The organism is Butyrivibrio sp. Su6, assembly GCF_900108105.1.
In the GTDB taxonomy this organism is placed as follows: domain Bacteria; phylum Bacillota; class Clostridia; order Lachnospirales; family Lachnospiraceae; genus Butyrivibrio.
Genome location: NZ_FNUR01000007.1, coordinates 109,950 through 129,145, shown reverse-complemented (window position 1 = coordinate 129,145; position 19,196 = coordinate 109,950). Strand labels below are relative to the sequence as shown.

Annotated in this window: 19 protein-coding genes and 1 riboswitch; of the genes, 17 read left to right on the top strand and 2 right to left on the bottom strand. The window is 40.6% G+C overall.

The features are described 5' to 3' along the window. The first annotated feature begins 2 nt into the window (after window positions 1-2). The 17 genes from C4S54_RS09400 (at window position 3) to C4S54_RS09315 (ending at window position 17,715) form a co-directional block, all read left to right on the top strand. Window positions 3-845: an NAD(+)/NADH kinase gene (locus tag C4S54_RS09400; RefSeq protein ID WP_074886715.1), complete on the top strand. Its 843-nt coding sequence runs from the start codon at window positions 3-5 to the stop codon at window positions 843-845. 27 nt (window positions 846-872) lie between these two features. Then, window positions 873-1,328 carry an arginine repressor gene (argR, locus tag C4S54_RS09395; protein ID WP_022775842.1) on the top strand — a complete coding sequence of 152 codons (456 nt, stop codon included), beginning with the start codon at window positions 873-875 and terminating at the stop codon, window positions 1,326-1,328. 49 nt (window positions 1,329-1,377) lie between these two features. Next, window positions 1,378-3,069, top strand: coding sequence for a DNA repair protein RecN (recN, locus tag C4S54_RS09390; protein WP_103869305.1), 1,692 nt, complete (start codon window positions 1,378-1,380; stop codon window positions 3,067-3,069). 4 nt (window positions 3,070-3,073) lie between these two features. Next, window positions 3,074-3,724 (top strand): DUF1836 domain-containing protein, encoded by a 651-nt coding sequence (locus C4S54_RS09385; RefSeq protein WP_103869304.1) that lies wholly within the window; start codon window positions 3,074-3,076, stop codon window positions 3,722-3,724. Between the two features lie 13 nt (window positions 3,725-3,737). Next, complete coding sequence (locus C4S54_RS09380) at window positions 3,738-6,239, top strand: UvrD-helicase domain-containing protein (RefSeq protein ID WP_103869303.1); 2,502 nt, start codon at window positions 3,738-3,740, stop codon at window positions 6,237-6,239. A gap of 92 nt (window positions 6,240-6,331) precedes the next feature. After that, a complete protein-coding gene (locus C4S54_RS09375) occupies window positions 6,332-6,598 on the top strand; it encodes a hypothetical protein (protein ID WP_022775848.1) in 267 nt (88 codons plus the stop codon). 10 nt (window positions 6,599-6,608) lie between these two features. Continuing rightward, window positions 6,609-8,021, top strand: a complete 1,413-nt coding sequence (gene rlmD / locus C4S54_RS09370) for a 23S rRNA (uracil(1939)-C(5))-methyltransferase RlmD (protein ID WP_103869302.1) — start codon at window positions 6,609-6,611, stop codon at window positions 8,019-8,021. Between the two features lie 838 nt (window positions 8,022-8,859). After that, window positions 8,860-9,663: a hypothetical protein gene (locus tag C4S54_RS09365; protein WP_103869301.1), complete on the top strand. Its 804-nt coding sequence runs from the start codon at window positions 8,860-8,862 to the stop codon at window positions 9,661-9,663. Between the two features lie 267 nt (window positions 9,664-9,930). After that, window positions 9,931-11,052, top strand: a complete 1,122-nt coding sequence (locus C4S54_RS09355; RefSeq protein ID WP_200821060.1) for an acyltransferase family protein — start codon at window positions 9,931-9,933, stop codon at window positions 11,050-11,052. Further along, window positions 11,049-11,483: a helix-turn-helix domain-containing protein gene (locus C4S54_RS09350; RefSeq protein ID WP_103869299.1), complete on the top strand. Its 435-nt coding sequence runs from the start codon at window positions 11,049-11,051 to the stop codon at window positions 11,481-11,483. The genes C4S54_RS09355 and C4S54_RS09350 overlap by 4 nt, the downstream gene beginning before the upstream one ends. Before the next feature lie 75 nt (window positions 11,484-11,558). Beyond that, window positions 11,559-12,725 carry a condensation domain-containing protein gene (locus C4S54_RS09345; RefSeq protein WP_160110740.1) on the top strand — a complete coding sequence of 389 codons (1,167 nt, stop codon included), beginning with the start codon at window positions 11,559-11,561 and terminating at the stop codon, window positions 12,723-12,725. Between the two features lie 199 nt (window positions 12,726-12,924). Continuing rightward, the gene (locus tag C4S54_RS09340; RefSeq protein WP_103869297.1) at window positions 12,925-13,839 is read left to right on the top strand and encodes a helix-turn-helix transcriptional regulator; all 915 of its coding nucleotides are present in this window, start codon (window positions 12,925-12,927) and stop codon (window positions 13,837-13,839) included. Continuing rightward, window positions 13,839-14,258 (top strand): VOC family protein, encoded by a 420-nt coding sequence (locus C4S54_RS09335; protein WP_103869296.1) that lies wholly within the window; start codon window positions 13,839-13,841, stop codon window positions 14,256-14,258. The genes C4S54_RS09340 and C4S54_RS09335 overlap by 1 nt, the downstream gene beginning before the upstream one ends. A 5-nt stretch (window positions 14,259-14,263) precedes the next feature. Beyond that, complete coding sequence (locus C4S54_RS09330) at window positions 14,264-14,608, top strand: GyrI-like domain-containing protein (protein ID WP_103869295.1); 345 nt, start codon at window positions 14,264-14,266, stop codon at window positions 14,606-14,608. Between the two features lie 56 nt (window positions 14,609-14,664). After that, window positions 14,665-15,411: a GNAT family N-acetyltransferase gene (locus C4S54_RS09325; RefSeq protein WP_103869294.1), complete on the top strand. Its 747-nt coding sequence runs from the start codon at window positions 14,665-14,667 to the stop codon at window positions 15,409-15,411. 57 nt (window positions 15,412-15,468) lie between these two features. Further along, window positions 15,469-16,347: an SPL family radical SAM protein gene (locus C4S54_RS09320; RefSeq protein WP_103869293.1), complete on the top strand. Its 879-nt coding sequence runs from the start codon at window positions 15,469-15,471 to the stop codon at window positions 16,345-16,347. 87 nt (window positions 16,348-16,434) lie between these two features. Continuing rightward, window positions 16,435-17,715 (top strand): ABC transporter permease, encoded by a 1,281-nt coding sequence (locus tag C4S54_RS09315; RefSeq protein ID WP_146059979.1) that lies wholly within the window; start codon window positions 16,435-16,437, stop codon window positions 17,713-17,715. An 11-nt stretch (window positions 17,716-17,726) separates the two neighbouring features. Here the strand turns inward: C4S54_RS09315 and C4S54_RS09310 are convergent, their stop codons facing one another. Further along, window positions 17,727-18,419 (bottom strand): LrgB family protein, encoded by a 693-nt coding sequence (locus tag C4S54_RS09310; RefSeq protein WP_103869291.1) that lies wholly within the window; start codon window positions 18,417-18,419, stop codon window positions 17,727-17,729. Then, window positions 18,416-18,778: a CidA/LrgA family protein gene (locus C4S54_RS09305; RefSeq protein WP_103869290.1), complete on the bottom strand. Its 363-nt coding sequence runs from the start codon at window positions 18,776-18,778 to the stop codon at window positions 18,416-18,418. Before C4S54_RS09305 ends, C4S54_RS09310 begins: the two co-directional genes overlap by 4 nt. A gap of 120 nt (window positions 18,779-18,898) precedes the next feature. Then, a riboswitch (cobalamin riboswitch) is annotated at window positions 18,899-19,076 on the top strand. Window positions 19,077-19,196 lie beyond the last annotated feature (120 nt).

Sequence of the window (19,196 nt, the reverse complement as noted above, 5' to 3'; positions counted from 1 at the left end):
AGATGCACAATTTTTGCATTGTCACAAACAGGAGCAAGGATGTCAATCTAGACATCACAAACTACATTAAAGAATATCTTGAAAAGAACGGAAAAGAATGTGTTATCGCAGAGAGCACAAAGATCCGTGATGACAAGCACACGGGTAAAGAGTTTCAAAGTTCTATACCGGAAGATTCAGACTGTTGTATAGTGCTTGGAGGAGACGGAACCATGCTTCAGGCTGCAAGAAGTGCAGCGCGCCTTGATATTCCTCTTATTGGTGTTAATCTTGGAACACTGGGATATCTGGCTGAAGTTGAAAAGAGTGGTATTGACGACGCTCTTGAGAGGATACTTGCCGGGAAGTATGAGATAGAAGACAGGATGATGCTCTATGGAAGCATGAATGGCCAGGAGGGGTATTGTCTAAACGATATCGCAATTACCAGATATTCATCTATCAAAGCCGTAGATTATGAGATCTATGTCAATGATCTTTTGTTGTGCAATTACCACGCAGATGGAATCATAATTTCTACTCCGACAGGTTCAACAGGGTACAATATGTCAGCAGGCGGCCCAATCGTGGAGCCTTCTGCAAATATGATATTGATAACTCCTATCTGTCCACATACGCTTAATTCCAGAAGCCTTGTTTTATCAGCGGATACCAAGATTGAGGTTGGAATTGGCGGCTTTAGAGATGGTATAAACCAGAAGGTTGTAGCTTCTTTTGATGGAAGCGGAATAATAGAGATGACTACCGGAGACAGGATCGGTATAAAGAAATCCAGTAAGACTACTAAGATCTTAAAATTAAACAGAGTAAGCTTTTTGGAAGTACTGGGGGAAAAATTCAGATAAAAAAGTATTAAGGAGAGGGGAATCGTAATGAAAAGAAACAGACATGATAAGATAATTGAGATCATAGCATCAAATGTTGTCGAGACACAGGAGCAGCTTGCAGCTCTTTTGAAGGAAGCAGGATATGACGTTACGCAGGCTACTGTATCAAGAGACATAAGACAGATGAAGCTTGCCAAGCAGGCAACAGAGGATGGTAAATATAAATATGTTTACACAACTGCAGACAGTGATGCTATGCAGGATAAATATGTAAGTGTGTTAAGAGCAGGATATTTGAGCATGGATGTTGCACAGAATCTGCTTGTAATAAAGACAGTGTCAGGAATGGCAATGGCGCTTGCAGCAGCTATTGATGCATTGGATTTTCCACAGATAGTTGGATGTATTGCAGGTGATGACACTATAATGATTGCTATAAAGACCAGCGAAGAAGCAGTTGAGGTCATGGAAGAACTGCGTTCGCTGATGGGAAGAAAATAAGTAAAAAAGTTTTTAACATGGCGGGGTCCTCTTTTGTGAGGAGAAAAATATGTTATATAGTTTACACGTAAAGAATCTTGCTCTTATTAAAGAGCAGGAAATTGAGTTTTCAAAGGGACTCAACATTTTAACCGGAGAGACAGGCGCAGGTAAATCAGTAATTCTTGGCTCTGTCAATTTGGCACTTGGCGCTAAGGCTGATGGGAGTCTGATCAGAACCGGGGAAGAATATGCGCTTGTAGAGCTTGTTTTTGGAGTTGAAAATGAACTTCAAAAGAAGCTTCTTTTGGATATGGATATTCCTGTTGAGGAAGACGGAAACGTTGTGATTCAGAGGAAAATCATGCAGGGACGCAGCATCTCCAAGGTTTGCGGCGAGACAGTGACCACAAGGCAATTAAAAGATATTGCCAGTGTTCTTATCAATATTCATGGACAGAATGATCATCAGGAACTTCTTCACAAGAAGAAACACATGGAGATTCTTGATGATTATTGTTTGGACAAATTGAAGCCTTTTTTTGAAAAGCTATCGACTGAGTATTCAAGGTTAAAAGAACTTGAAAAGGACCTTGAAAGTACTAATATGGACGAGGCAGCAAGACTTCGTGAGCAGGAGCTTCTTGAATTTGAGACAGGTGAGATATCCGATGCAGAAATAGTTGTTGGCGAGGATGAGAAGCTTGAGACAAAATACCACAAGATGGTGAACAGCCGCAAGATTTCTGAGGCTGTTGGAGTAGTATCTTCTATGACAGGATCAGGTGATGGCGATGAAAATGCATCTGATATGATTGGGAGAGCAGTCAGGGAATTATCTTCTGTTGTTTCCTATGACAAGGATTTAGAGGACCTTCTCTCACAGCTTTCTGATGTGGAGAATCTTTTGACTGATTTCAATCATGCGCTTTCAGGCTATCTTGATGATCTTGAATTTGATGATGAGGATTTCAGGACGACAGAGGAGAGGCTTAACACCTTAAATCACCTTAAGGACAAATATGGTGGTACCTTGGAAAGAGTTCTTGAGTACTACAATGAAAAGATGGCCCGCCTTGAGACATTAAGTGATCTTGATGCCAACAGAAACAAGATGATAGCTGACATAGCGGCTCAGAAGGAGATAGTTCTTTCTCTGTGTAAAAAGATATCAGATATCAGGAAAAAGCAGGCTTTAGTTTTACAGGAAAGCTTAAAAGATGCTTTGATAGACCTTAACTTCATTGATGTCAAACTTGAGATAAGGATTACCAGTGATGAAGATAAGATATCGGCACGTGGGTATGATGATGCTCAGTTTATGATATCAACCAATCCCGGCGAGAGTCTGCGCGCTATGGACCAGATAGCAAGTGGCGGTGAGCTTTCAAGAATCATGCTTGCCCTTAAGACAGTGGTTGCTGACAAGGATGATATCAATACACTTATTTTTGATGAAATAGATGCGGGAATAAGCGGAAAGACAGCCTGGAAGGTATCCAAAAAACTTGGAGAGCTTTCAAAAGAGCATCAGATCATCTGCATTACACATCTTCCTCAGATCGCAGCTATGGCTGATACCCATTTCATGATTGAAAAAGGTCTTGAAGATGGAAGAACTGTAACAAATATTTACAGACTTAAAGAAGATGATGGAACGAAAGAACTTGCAAGACTCCTTGGCGGAGATGAAGTTACTGAGGCAAGTTTACAAAACGCGAAAGAAATGCGACAGCTGGCGGAAGAAACTAAACGAGGATAATGAAATGACTATCGACAATGATGATCTTTTAAATAGTGTTATGGCTTCACTTGGGAGGATAGATACAATTTCCCTGTCAGATATGCCAAATATTGACCTGTATATGGATCAGCTTACAACATTCATGGATGAGAGACTTAAAAAGACAACCAGGTATCCTGATACAGACAAGATACTGACTAAGACCATGATCAATAACTATGCCAAGAATAATCTTTTACCTCCTCCTGTAAGGAAGAAGTATTCAAAAGATCATTTGATACTGCTCATTTTTATTTATTACTACAAGAGTATATTGTCCATAAATGACATACAGACACTTATTGAGCCTTTAAAAGAACGATTTCATATAAGTGACGATGAGTTTAATTTAAGTAAGATCTACGAGACTACCTATGAGCTTCAGAACGAAGAGCTTGAGCCGGTGATGGAGGATCTGAAAAAGAAATATGCCCGTTCATTAGAGACTTACGAAGATGCGGATATTTCTGAAGAAGAGAGAAAACGAATGCAGATGTTTTCTTTTATAACTCTTTTATCCTATGACGTTTATGTAAAAAAACTGTTGATAGAGAAGATACTTGATAATGTTGTCCTTGACGAGAAAGCAAATGGCAGCAAAAAAGATAAAGCGAAGGACAAAAAGAAAAAATAAGGAATAAGATTTAATGGGAATTTACGATACACTTAATGCGCAGCAGAAAAAAGCTGTGCTTCAGACAGACGGACCTGTGCTGATACTTGCCGGAGCCGGTTCCGGGAAAACAAGGGTTTTAACGCACAGGGTTGCCTATTTGATAGATGAATGCAATGTCAATCCCTGGAATATAATGGCAATCACCTTTACCAACAAGGCAGCAGGTGAGATGCGTGAAAGGGTTGATAAGATTGTAGGATTCGGAGCAGAGAGCATCTGGGTTTCAACTTTTCATTCAAGTTGCGTAAGAATCCTTCGAAGATATGCCGACAGACTTGGATATGGAAACAACTTCACAATCTATGATACAGATGATTCCAAGTCTCTCATGAAAGACATTTGCAAAAAATATCAGCTTGAAACTACAACACTTAAGCTTCGTGGTATTATGGGAAGTATTTCGAAGTGCAAGGACAATCTGGTAACAACCAATGAGTATGCATTAAACACTCAGAATGAATATAACAAGGTACGAATCTCCAAGGCTTACACTGAGTATCAGAATGCTCTTAAAAAGAACAATGCCATGGATTTTGATGACCTTATTTTTAATACGGTTGAGCTCTTTAAAAAGAATCCCGATGTTCTAGAATATTATCAGGACAGATTCCGCTATATCATGGTGGATGAGTATCAGGATACCAATAATGCCCAGTTTGAGTTCATTAGACTTCTTGCTGATAAATACAGAAATCTGTGTGTAGTTGGTGATGATGATCAGAGTATCTATCGCTTCAGAGGAGCCAATATCAGGAATATTCTTGATTTTGAAAAGGTATACCCTGATGCAACTGTCATAAAGCTTGAGCAGAACTACCGCTCAACGCAGCAGATCCTTGATGCAGCCAATGCAGTTATTGGAAATAACTACGGACGTAAGGAAAAAGCTCTTTGGACAGAAGAAAAAGATGGTGAAAAGGTTCACCTTCGTCAGTTTGATACTGCATATGATGAGGCAGAGTTTATTGCTTCAGACATAGGAAAACTTAAGAGAAGCGGCAAGCTTTCTTACAGCGATACAGCTGTTTTATACAGAACAAATGCACAGTCAAGACTTATAGAAGAGCGATTTGTCCATGAGGGAATTCCTTATGACATCGTCGGTGGTACGAACTTCTATTCCAGACGAGAGATAAAAGATCTTTTGGCTTATCTTAAGACTATTGATAACGGCAGAGATGACATTGCAGTTAAAAGAATAATAAATGTGCCCAAGAGGGGCATTGGCGCTACTACACTTGAGTATGTGCAGAATTATGCGGATGAGAGGCAGATAAGCTTCTTTGATGCTCTGTGCGAAGCTGACCAGATAATGGCTGTTAGCAGAAGCGTAACTAAGCTAAAAGACTTTGTGACTATGATAAGGGCTTTCAGGACCAAGCAGAAATCCTATTCATTAGAAGAACTCCTTAAGGATGTCATCGATGTTACAGGTTATATGGACTTCTTGAAGACTCTTGATGATGACGATGACAGCGGAGATAACGACAGAGCTGCCAACGTGGACGAACTTATATCCAAGATCGCAGCATATGAGGAAAATGATGAGGTTGAGGAACCAACTCTTTCAGGCTTCCTTGAAGAAGTTGCCCTTGTTGCTGATATAGACAGGATTGGAGAGGACAATGAGAAGGTTCTTCTTATGACTCTTCACAGTGCCAAGGGACTTGAGTTTGAACATGTTTATCTGGCAGGAATGGAGGAAAATGTTTTCCCTTCATATATGACTTTGCAGACTGAAGATTCTGATCCTGAGGGAATAGAGGAAGAGCGAAGACTTGCCTATGTTGGAATAACAAGAGCAAAGAGAAACTTAACTCTTACAGCGGCAAAGCGTAGAATGGTAAGAGGAGAGACATGGTTTAACCAGCTCAGCAGATTTGTAAAAGAGATTCCCAGCGAGTATTTAGACAGGGAGAAACCACAGCTTGATAAGCCGGCATTTCTTTTTGATGATGGCGACTCTATCGATGAGTACGAGGGTGTTGAGAATACCTATGGAACTTCTGGAAGATATAGTGATGAGGATGATTCCTATCGCAGTTCCGGAAGATACGGCAATGGAGATTCCTACGGGAAATTAGGCGGATATTCCGGAATTGGCGTAAAGTCATCCTACCAGAATAAGAACTTTGGAAGCGATAATGGCGCGTCCCAGCTTTCTAACAGCTACAAGATAAAAGCAAAGCCTGCTCCTAAAAAGCCAAGAGCTGTTCCGCAGAGTAAGCCATATATCGCAACAGCAGCCAAGACTCATGTTAAGGGCTCACTTGCAGGTATCTCCAAAGGCATGCCTATGAAGACTGCAAAGCCTGAATATGAGACAGGAGACAGAGTTTCTCATATCAAATATGGTATTGGCACAGTCACTTCTTTGGAAGAAGGACCTAGGGATTACAAGGTAACAGTTAATTTTGACGATTGCGGACAGAAAATCATGTATGCCGCTTTTGCAAAATTAAAAAAGATGTGAGTATGTCACAATTCTCAGTGAAGTAATGAATGAGCTGGGAATTATGGTATACTGATATTAATAAATTTTTTTCTTATAGAAAGGGGTTACTTATGGAAGTAAAAACAAAGATCGATGACATTATTGAAATGACACGTATTAACGAACTTCTCGACAAGAGAGAGGCTGCAAATGCTAAGAAGCCTTCCAACGTGATCCTGTGGTGTTTGGCTGTTCTTGGTTCTATTTCAGCTGTTGCGATCATTTCTTATCTTGTTTATCGCTACATGACACCGGCATTTGAAGATGATTATTATGATGATGACTTCGATGATTTCGAAGATGACTTCGACGACGATGACTTCATCAAGGAAAGTTAAGAATTAAAAAGTGAAGAAAAAAGAAGTTTATACAGGAATAGTAAAAAGGGTTGAATTCCCTAACAAAGGAATAATAGAGGCTCCTGACGGGAAGATCGCTGTTAAGGGCGTTCTTCCTGATCAGAAAGTTTCAGTACAGATACAGAAAGTAAGAAACGGTAAGGCAGAAGGAAGACTTTTGGAAGTCTTAGAAGAAGCTCCTGACTGCATTGAAAGTCCATGTATGCATTTTGGTAAATGCGGTGGCTGCAGTTACCTTACAATGCCTTATGTTAAGGAACTTGGCCTTAAGGAACAGCAGGTAAGAAGCTTACTTAAGCCTGCAGTAGAAAGAAATACTACAAGGTTTACCTGGGAGGGCATCAAAGTAAGCCCTATTAAGTTTGCCTACAGAAATAAGATGGAGTTCTCATTTGGTGACGAAGTCATGGGAGGACCCCTTTGTCTTGGCATGCACAAAAAAGGAAGCTTTTATGACATTGTAACTGTCAGCGGCTGCAGAATTGTCGATGATGATTACAGGGCTATCCTTTCAGCAACACTGGATTATTTTTCACCTATGTATGACAGAAAAGAAATCTCTTTTTACCATAGGATGAAACAGGAGGGCTATTTAAGGCATCTCCTTGTTAGAAAGGCAGTCAGAACCGGAGATATCCTGGTTGACCTTATCACAACAACTCAGGAAGAGCATGATCTTACAGGCTTTAAGGAAGCTCTTTTAAACCTTGAGCTTGAGGGCAGGATCACAGGAATTCTTCACACAAAGAATGATTCTCTTGCTGATGCTGTAATTGATGAAGGCACTGAGATCTTATATGGTCAGGACTTTTTCTATGAGCAGCTTTTAGGCCTTAAGTTCAGGATCACACCTTTCTCATTTTTCCAGACTAACAGCTTAAGTGCTGAGGTTCTGTATCAGACAGTAAGAGGCTATATCCAGAGTCTTTATGATCAGAAGAACATAAAGCAGGACGGCGTAATTTACGACCTCTATTCAGGAACCGGCACAATTGCTCAGCTCCTTGCGCCTGTTGCCACAAAGGTCATTGGTGTTGAGATCGTTGAGGAGGCTGTTGAGGCTGCAAAAGAGAATGCAAAGCTTAACCACCTCGATAACTGCGAATTCATCGCAGGCGATGTGCTTAAGGTTTTAGATGATATAGAGGTAAAGCCAGATCTTATTATCCTTGATCCGCCTCGTGATGGAATTAATCCTAAGGCTCTTACTAAGATCATAAATTATGACGTAAACTATATAATTTACGTTTCCTGCAAACCAACATCTCTTGCCCGCGACCTGGAGATCTTCCAGCAAAACGGCTACATGATGAGCCGCGCAGTAGCTGTTGATCAATTCCCATGGACAAGCCATGTAGAAACCGTCGTTCTCTTAACGAAAACGAGCGGCAGCGAAGGCTGAGTTTTACAGGAGCGGTTGTTTTTGCGAGATAACAATTATATGACTAATTTGCAGTCCGCTGTTCTTGGCGGACTGCTACTATTCTTTCATTCGAAAGACAGGCAGTGATTATTTATATTCTTTTCGCTGCTGATATTCCAAAGTTTAACGACATATAGCATGTTTTCTGCTACTTATGGCATGATTTTTGCTGCTTGTGGCATGATTTCTGCTTCTTATGGCATGATTTCTGGTACTTGAGCAATTTCTGTGATAGTGGCAGTTGATTTTAGTGAGGTGAACTCTGCCTATATTCCGAGACTTGTTGATATAGGCAGTTGATCATTATAAATAAAATGGGGGGTGTCTGCCTATATTCCTAGTGTTGCTTGTGTAGGCAGTTGATTTTGAGGGATCAGTTATGCCTATATCCTGAGTATCGCTTGTGTAGGCAGTTGATTTTGAAGTATCAGTTCTGCCTATATACCGAGTATTGCCACTATAGGCAGTTAATTTTACGTTGGACAAACTGCCTATATGGCGGGAATGGCAAATGGTAGCAGAAAATTGCTACTTAAAATCAATGCCTATATTGCAAGAGAACTGGATTTAGGCAGAACAGCAATTGATAATTGCAATGCCTATATTGGCTGAAGACTGAATAGTGGCAGAACGAATGGTGAATAAAGCAATGCTCCTTTCAGGAAAACGCCTAATATAGGCAGGAAGCCTAAAACAATTACCACTGCCCCCAAAAAAAACAAGCAAAAAACAACAAGCAATAGAAACAACAAGTAAAAGAAGAAACAAGTAAGAAACAAGTAACAAACAAGTAAAAAACAAAAAGGAGAAATAAAAAATGATAGGACTAAAGAAATACTTAATTGCAGAAGAGAAAAGACTAAAGAAAATCAAACAGGATGTAGATAAAAGACTTGTTGAAGTGCCTGAAGGCAATCTTAGGATAACATCATCCGGCAAACATATTCAGTACATGCATTGCAAAGAAAAGGATGGTAAGTATCAAAAACAAGGAGAATACCTAAAGAAAGAGGATATGCCTCTTGTTAGAAGACTGGCTCAAAAGTCTTATGACCAGAAGATGAAAAAGCTGGTAGATAGGAGACTTAAGCAAATCCAGATCATTAGTAAAGAGTATTCGGAAGATGAGCTTGAACTTATCTATACCAATATGAACGTCAATAGGCAGGCTCTGGTTACACCTGTTGAAAAGACATGGGAGCAGAAAGTGGCTGATTGGAAAGCAATCCCATATACAGGAAAAGCGTTTGATGAAGGTACACCTGAAATATATACCAAAAAAGGAGAGAGGGTAAGATCAAAGTCAGAAAAGCTGATCGCAGATACTTTATTCGATTTGGGAATTGAATACAAATATGAATGTCCTATTGTCTTAAAAGGCTATGGGGTGGTGTATCCGGACTTTACAATTCTCAGTCGCAAGACAGGAAAAGAAGTATATTGGGAGCATGATGGAAAAATGGATGATCCTAAATACTCCGAAAAAGCAGTAAGGAAGATTAATTCATATATTTATAATGGAATAATACCCGGGGATAGACTAATGCTTACCTTCGAGACATCAAACATAGTGCTTAATGATAGAACCATAAAGAAAATGATTGATAATTTCTTGCTATAATACTTAGAGAAAAGAATGGCTTCATTTCTACAGATGTATTTTCAACATATAGTGATGGAAGGCAGATTGGAGAATCAGCCATGATCATTATTGATACTGAAACTAGGAAATATGAAAAGGTTCCATTCATGGGGAAACTTGGATATAAGGTTTGTACAGTTACAGTGAATGAGCGCTTTTATAAAACTATGCGCTCGCAACCAAATTTAACAAAAAATAGCAAAATATGTAAGCTTCGCTTGGTAGACAGGTGGAGCTTACTTTTTTATGATTGATAAAAATGTTAAAATATTTGGCAAAGGTGGTAGAAATATGAGGAAGGTGTATTTGGATAATATTCGCTGGATAACAGTAGTGCTGGTTGTCATCTATCATGTAATCTACATATTCAACGGTGTAACACAACATGGCATCATCGGACCTTTCAGTAAACATCAGCCACAGGATATATATCAGTACATTGTATATCCTTGGTTCATGTTACTTCTGTTTGTGGTATCCGGCATGTCAGCCCGCTATGAACTAATTAAACGAACAGAAAAGGAATTTATCAGCGTAAGGACGAGAAAGTATCTTGTGCCATCAACAATCGGCCTTTTGGTTTTCGGCTGGGTTCTTGGCTATTACAACATGCTGATGTCCGGTGCTTTTAATTCCATGAACAACGTATCAGGGCCAATCCTTTTCCTGATAATGGCAGTCAGCGGATCAGGTCCGCTGTGGTACATTCAGATGCTTTGGCTCTTCAGCCTGATACTGGTACTGATCAGAAGGATTGAAAAAGACAGATTCTATAATATATGCGGCAAAGCAAATCTTTTGACACTTATACTTCTTGTCATACCCGTATACGGAGCAGCGCAGATACTTAACACACCGATAATAGTGGTATACAGATTCGGTATTTACGGACTGGGCTTTTTGATAGGCTACTTTGTACTGTCCCATGACGAAGTGATGGATCGACTTGGCGAAAGCTGGCTGTTATTAAGCATTCTTGCCATCGCATCCTGCGTAGCCTTCGTGATTTTATATATAGGTCAGCCTTATCCGGATCATGTAGTTCTGGACACAATCATGTGCAATGTATACGCATGGTTTGGAACTCTCGGTATACTTGCCTTCATGAAAAAATGGGGAAATTTCACGAATGCTTTCTCAAAGTGGATGTGCCGAAAATCATGGGGCCTCTACGTATTCCATTATCTGATGATAGCGGTCAGCGGATGGTATCTGCATACATTATGTCCGTTCCTTGCCCCTGTCATCGTATACCTGTTGGTTGCAATAGCAGCATTCGCAGGCTCCTACCTTCTGTATGAAATCATGAGCCGCATACCTTTCATAAGGTGGTGTGTTCTGGGAATAAAAAAGGAGAAGAAAACATGAGTTTTGCAGACAATCTTATGGAATTAAGAAAGCTTAATAACCTGTCACAGGAGGAAATTGCAGAGAAGATAGGCGTATCCAGACAGACGCTTTCAAAATATGAGACCGGAGAGTCGCTGCCGGACATAAAGAGATGTAAGATGCTGGCTGACCTCTTTGGTGTATCCATGGACGACCTTATCTCATATGAAAAGAATGATTCGGACAACCTGGGATATACTATACCGCCGAAAGGAAAACATATCTTTGGAATGGTCAAAGTGGGAGATAAGGGTCAGATCGTCATTCCTGCCAAAGCAAGAAAAATCTTCGATATTAACACAGGCGACAATCTGATTGTCCTCGGAGATGAATTCCAGGGTATAGCTCTTATTAAGGAGACGGGCCTTCTCGGTCTTATCAACAGTGCGAAAGAAAGTATAACTGACTAAAAGAATGTAGTTCATAAGGAGAAAGAGAGATTTATGCCAGGTAGGAAATACTTATATACGGAAAGGGCGCACTATATGTCCCCGAACATGCACTTCGGTATCATGGCGGAAATCGGAGCGGAGTTCGATGCGGACGGTATCATCGAGAGCATTGGTGTTCTTAGATCGGCTCATCCGCTTATGAGAAGTCTGATAGCCGAGGAGGAGGGAAGTTCATTGATATATTATGAGGAGCATCCTGAACTTGAGATTCCGATAACGATAAAAGAGGCAGACGATAACTGGCAGACTGATTATGAGGCGGTATCTTCAGCTGGATGGAATGTTCAGAAGGAAGCGCTGCTCAAGGTCTATGCTTATCCATCCGAGAGCGGAACGAGAGTCCTTTTTATAACACATCATCTTCTTTGCGACGGGAGAGGGCTTCTACAGTTGGTGCAGGAGTTTGCGGATCATTATACTAGCGGTGCCAGGCCGCACCTTGTTGATGAGAAGCTGATGGAAAGCCTTGATGATCTTCCGAATGGCAGCGACCTTAGGTTTATCAGCAGGGCGCTGATCAGAGATGCCAATAAGAAGTGGCGTAAAGAAGGGCATAGGGTCAGCTACGACGAGTATCTTGAGTTTGAACGTGATCATGATCGCAAACAGGATATAAAGCGTGAGATAAAGAGAGTTGATGGAGAAGAGCTTGATACGCTCCTTGGTCTATGCAGAGAAAACGGGGTATCGCTCAATGACTATCTTGTTGCTAAGATGATGATCGATGAGAAAACAAATAAGGTGGTCATAGCTTCTGACATAAGGAATAAGATTAAAAACTATAAGGAAGGCTCGCTTGGAAACTATGCTACAGCATTCAGCGTGGTGGTTAAGAAGAAAACCTATGAGATCATGGAACTCGCAAGGGCTGTAGATCATGAAGTCAGGAGCATAATAAGTAAGCCGGATAGGGAGATGCTCGTTCTCTCGTGTTATTTCAATATGGAACCGGAACTCCTCGATGCCATAGCTATATCGACTCTTGGAAGTTTTGAGAGCAAGGCCGGCAGATTTGTCGGTAGCAAGATGTTCGGTTATGAAAAGCGCGACGGCCATTGTATCACGAACCTTGGAAGAACGGAGAGCAACACTATAAGAGAGGGTGTATTCATTCCGCCGGCATCTCCCGTAAACAGGAAGGCGTGGGGCGTTCTGACGATAAACAATAAGATGAGGATTTGTTCAATACAGTCAAAGTAAATCAATGGAATATAACTTTCAGTTTTCCGCTCAAAGTCCCTAGAAAGTGGAGCGTTCTATCCGAATATAATCATATAATTTTAAGCCTCTATCTTGTAATGAGATAGAGGTTTTTTATATCAAATAAAAAAATGTTATAATAAACATGACATATAGATGTCGTGTTTGCAATGATATGGTTTTAGTGGAGTGAAAGATAATGAAGATAGACAGGCTGATTGGAATACTTTCTGTATTACTTCAGGAAGAGAAAACTACAGCACCTGAGCTGGCAGAACGCTACGAGGTTTCAAAAAGAACTATCAATAGAGACATCGAGGCTCTGTGTAAAGCAGGGATTCCTATACAGACTTCCCAGGGAGTTGGCGGAGGAATCAGCATCATGGATGGCTATCGCATGGACAGGACTATTCTGACATCGAAGGACATGCAGATGATACTTGCAGGACTGCGGAGTCTGGACAGTGTGAGCGGAAGCAGCTACTATGGCCAGTTGATGGAGAAAATCCAAACCGGATCATCTGAGTTTATCAGTGGCAGGGATTCTATACTTATCGATCTGTCCTCATGGTATAAGGGCTCCCTTGCTCCAAAGATTGAAGTGATCCAGAGAGCGATAGAGAGCAGGCATCTTATACAGTTTGAATATTATGGACCGAATGGAGAGAGCAATCGAAGGATAGAACCATATTATCTTGTCTTCCGGTGGTCAAGCTGGTATGTATGGGGATGGTGCTTAGAGCGCAAAGATTACAGGCTGTTCAAGCTGAACCGTATGGATTGTGTTGCAGAAATGGATGTGAATTTCACTTGTAGGTATGCACCTATGCCTGACCTGTCGAATGAGAAGATCTTTCCGGGCAGTATAAAAGTAAAGGCTCTTTTTACACCGGATATAAAGTGGCGGCTGGTTGAAGAATTCGGGCCGCATTGTTTTACAGAAGCCGATGATGGAAGGCTACTCTTTACGGCAGATTATACAGATATGGAAAACCTTGTGACATGGTTAATGACCTTTGGGGCAAAGGCAGAGGTGTTAGAGCCTGCAGAGGCGCGGGACATTATCCGCAGGAATGCTGAAGAAACATTAAAAATCTATGGAGGATTAACATAATGAGATTAGATGGCTTTGGATTGCTTGTTGAGGACATGGGAAAGATGATCCGTTTTTACCGGGATGTTCTTGGATTCGAAATCAAGGAAGAAGAGAATACATCAAACGTTTATCTGGTGAAGGATGGAACGTTATTTCTGCTGTACGGCAGAAAAGATTTTGAAAATATGACAAGCCGGAGATATGAGTATATCAAGGGATTGAATGGCCATTTTGAAATAGCGCTATATGTAGATACTTTTGAAGAGGTGGATGAGGCATATAGGAAAGCCGTGGAAAATGGAGCGACATCTGTGCTTGAGCCTGAGCTTGAGCCCTGGGGACAGAGAACCTGCTATATCGCAGATCCGGAAGGAAACTTGATCGAGATCGGTTCCTGGAATAAGCCTTATGGAGAGAAAGATCTGACGGAGGGATAAAAGGTATGGCGTTTGATTATAAGAAGGAATACAAAGAATTTTATATGCCGAAGGGTACGCCCTCTATCATCACTGTTCCGAAGATGAATTATATTGCAGTTAGGGGCAGCGGCAATCCCAATGATGAAGGACTGTGCGTTCAGTGTATGTATATCGGCTCCTATGATGACGAACCTGCAACGGTGCAGATGATGCATGACTTCATGGAACAGCAGGGATACAAACTAGATATTACTGAAAAAAGACTTCATCATGAAATATACCTAAGTGATGCAAGGAAGGTAGCTCCGGAGAAACTTAAAACTGTGATAAGACATCCTATAAAGCGGAAAGATACAAGTAACTTCTAACTATGACTGACCCAAAGAAATAACTAAATCTGGTAATGTAAATTGGAGGAATGATCATGGAATATATTAGAGTTACCAAGGACAATTTAGAGGAAGAGCACATTTGCTGCGCTATATCCAATAATAAAGACGTTCAGGTTTCATCAAAGAAAGCCTGGCTTGCAGATAGATTTGATGAGGGACTTGTCTTTTTAAAGAGCGCGGAGCGTGGCAAATGCTTTATTGAGTACATTCCTGCTGAGAGTGCATGGGTCCCTATTGAGGCTGATGGTTATATGTACATAGATTGCCTGTGGGTTTCTGGCTCTTTTAAAGGACATGGCTATTCCACAGAGCTTCTGGATGCCTGTATTGCTGACAGTAAGGAAAAGGGTAGGAAAGGTCTTTGCATTCTTTCTTCAGCCAAGAAAAAGCCATTCCTTGCGGATCCTAAGTTCTTGAAATATAAAGGCTTTGAAGTATGCGATGAAGCTGATAATGGTATTCAGCTTTGGTACCTGCCATTTGATAAGAAGGCTGATAAGCCAGATTTCAAGGAATGTGCCAAGCATCCACGCATAGATGAAAAAGGATATGTTCTGTATTACACCAACCAGTGCCCATTCAACGCGAAATATGTTCCGGTTTTGAGGCAGACTGCAAAAGAGAATGACATACCCTTCCATGCAATTCATATTGAAAGTAGACAGGAAGCACAAAACGCACCTACTCCAATCACAAACTATGCACTATTCCATGACGGAGAATATATTACCAACGAGCAGATGAACGATAAAAAGTTTCTGAAGCTTGTAAACGGATAAGAGGAATACGCATTCTTACTGAATAGGAGAGTAATTTCAAACGTAGCGGAGAATAATATGCACTTTGTGAATGCTAAAGGAATAATAACTAAGAGCGGTTGGCATTATGGAATGAATATATACAGAGGGTGTTCCCACGGCTGTATTTATTGTGACAGTCGTAGTCGTTGTTATCAGTTCACACATTTGTTTGAAGATATAGAAGTAAAGCAGAACGCTCCGGAATTATTAGAGAAAGCACTGAAATCCAAAAGACAAAAATGTATGATCGGTACCGGCTCAATGTCTGATCCGTATATGCATTGTGAGGAAGAATTAGGATTGACAAGGAAGTGCCTTGAAATCATTAAGCGATATGGCTTTGGTGTAGCAATACAGACAAAATCAGACCGTATCCTTAGGGATATCGATTTGCTTGATGAAATAAACCGTTCTGCAAAGTGTGTGGTTCAGATGACACTTACGACTTGGGATGACGAATTGTGTGGAATATTGGAACCGAATGTTTGTAATACAAAACGGCGAATAGAAGTTTTGGAAGAAATGCAAAAGAGGGATATTCCTACTGTAGTTTGGCTTACTCCGATTTTACCATTCATTAACGATACGGAAGATAATATTACTGCTATCCTGAATGAATGCGTCAGAGTCCGGGTAAAAGGCATCATAGATTTTGGTATGGGATTAACACTTAGGGATGGCGACCGGGAATACTATTACGCAGCGCTTGACAAGCATTTTCCCGGGCTGAAGGAACGCTACATTAAACGATATGGAAATGCCTATGAATTGCCAAGCCCTAAAGCCGGGGAACTGACTGAGATATTTCAAAGAATCTGCAAAGAAAATGGTATTATGTCAAATCCGGAGGATTGTTTTCGTTTTATGAATAACCTGCCGGAAAAATATCAGCAGATAAGTATATGGGATATATGAAGAGGCAAGGATAAAAATCAGTGTAGCTTTGCGATGTAAGAACTTCCCGTATGGAACGCGTGCACTAAATTATGATAAAATATTTACATGAAGACGTGGCTTGTTGATTCTCTGAGAAATATACAAAAACGTTTTGTGTCATGGTTATCAATAGTGACAATAGTCCTGATAGGAACAACACTCATATTGGGACTTTATTTTGCGTCGTCCACAGTCAGGAGAGCTTCTCTTTACTATATTGATGAGCAGAATTTCAGGGATTTTGATATATCAAGCAGTATCGGAATAAAACAGCAAGATGTCGACAAGATAAAATCTCTTCCGGAGGTAAAAGATGCTGAGGGGCAGATCACCTTCTATGGAATCGCAAGCTTTTTAGAAAACAATTCATCAGTTACTATCGTCTCAATTACAAAAAATGTCAGCATACCTACAGTTACATCCGGGTCTCTTCCAACTGCCCCAAATGAATGTGCCATTTCCTACAGCGCAAGCCAAAAAATCAGAGCCGGTATAGGCGATGAGATTGCCCTGGAGGTTTCCTCTGCACGTTTTTCTGATGTTCTTCCCAACAAAACTTATAAGATAACAGGCATTGCATCCCACCCTGATTACATGGTAAATACGTCCACAGACTATGTTGTGCTGCCCACGGATTCTTTTGATGTCGAGGATCTGTCTTTTGACTATTCAAATATCCTTGTGGATGCAGATGTATCTGTGAGTTCCTTTGAGCATGCATATCAGGACCGGATTCAGGAAATAAAGACGATTTTGGAAAAAGAATCTGTGTCAATAGCTGATAAGCGCGCAACGTCCATTTTGTCAGATCTTGAACAGGAATACGAAAGCGCTGAGTTAAAGATCCGGGATGAGCTTGCAAATGGAAAAGCTGAAATCGACAAGAACAGAAAGGTATATGAGGATGCTATAGCAAAGGCTCTTGAAGCATTGCAGTTAGGAGAAAAAGAGTTTGAAGAAAAAAAAGCCGCTGCAGAAAAAGAGCTTTCGGAAGCAGCTAGAAAGATCAGAGAAGGTGAAGAAGAGTATAATACTCAGATTGCTGATGGACAGGCACAACTTGAGCAGGGTGAAAAAGATATGGAAAAAGAGCTTAATGATACTAAATATAAGCTCTTTTATGGAATGCTAGAGCTTGCCATGCTGATAGCGCTGGCACTGGGAGTTCCACTTACCGGAAGGATCATTCAAAGCCTTGAAACTGATGCCTTCATGTTTGTAAGGGAGCCTTTTGCAATGGCCTGGACTGCGTCAGTTCTGATAAATACTCTTTTTTCAGTTGTAATCAATTACCTGGCCTTTAGTAAGGTTAATAAGGTTCCACTTACAGACATAGCAAAATATTGAGCTGATTGAAATTAAATCAGTCCTGCAAAGACTGATGCAAATATTACAGTAAGGATACCGGCTACAGCGATTGAAAGTGAACTCATGGCGCCTTCGATTTCGCCAATTTCCATAGCTTTGGCAGTGCCTATGGCGTGAGCTGCGGTTCCAAGGGCAAGACCTTTGGATATAGGCTCATGTATTCTGAAAAGCTTAAAAATGATTTCAGCAAAGATATTTCCTAAAACTCCGGTGATAACAATAACTGCAACGGTGATGGTTACGTATCCTCCAAGTTCCTGTGAAACGCCCATTCCGATGGCTGTTGTGATTGACTTTGGAAGGAGGGTTACATAGCTTTCATGAGAAAGCCCCATGAGCTTGGCAAGCACAAATACTGTCACAAGGCTTGTTATAACCCCTGAAAAAATACCGATAACAACGGCTTTGGCATTGCTTTTAAGAAGCTCCCATTCTTCGTATAAAGGAATGGCAAGACACACAGTAGCAGGTGTCAAAAGCCAGCTAAGGTATTTGGCTCCTTCATTGTAGGTGTCATAATCGATTCCGCATCCAAGCAAAAACAGCATGGTAACTATCATTGAAATAAGAAGTGGATTAAAAAGGCCAAGACCTGTTTTCTTTTTAAGGAAATTTCCAAGACCGTAAGAAATGAGACTTATTGTTACGCCTGCATAGGCGCTGTTTTGCATAAATTCGTTCATAGTGTTTTCTCCTTCTTATCCTTTCTGATGATAAACTGTGATACCAATCCGGTAGCAGCCATTACGGTAAATATTGTGATCACTGTAATAACTGATACGGGGATAAGAACAGGCTGCAAAACATTCCATGATGACATAAGGCCCACGCCTGCCGGGATAAATAAAACAGGCATGATCTCGATGAGAAATTTACCTGCGTCCTTTACCTGATCGAGTTTGAGGATTCCTGTGAGGAGAAAGACAAACATAAGGACCATTCCATAGATGCTGGCTGGTATTGGTAATGGGAGAATAGCTTTTAAGACTTCGCCCAAAAGAGAAATCGCCAGAATAATCAGAAACTGCTTTAAATATTTCATTAATTTTTCCTCTATATTACAAAAAAAGTACCTTCCTATTATACATAATGTTTTTAAAGAAGCAAGTAGCGGAATTGACAGTAATATTCTTTTATGTTAGTTTGACATAGAAAAAAATAATAGATTTCATAGAGCTTAGGTGTCCATTGTTACGAATGGGTGAAAAGGGAATCCGGTGAGAATCCGGAGCGAAGCCGTCACTGTGTTAGGGAGTTTGTGCTTGTTATCACTGAGAAATTGGGAAGATAGCGCAGATGTTGACCGAAGTCAGGAGACCTGCCTAAGTTTTGCAATTTTGATTTGCGGACTTCGAATCAGATTCATGTGAAATATCTTTTGATATATTTATCTGAATTTGAAGACCACTATGCATGTGGTCTTTTTCTTTTATTGCGTCAAAGTTGCAGAATGAAATCCC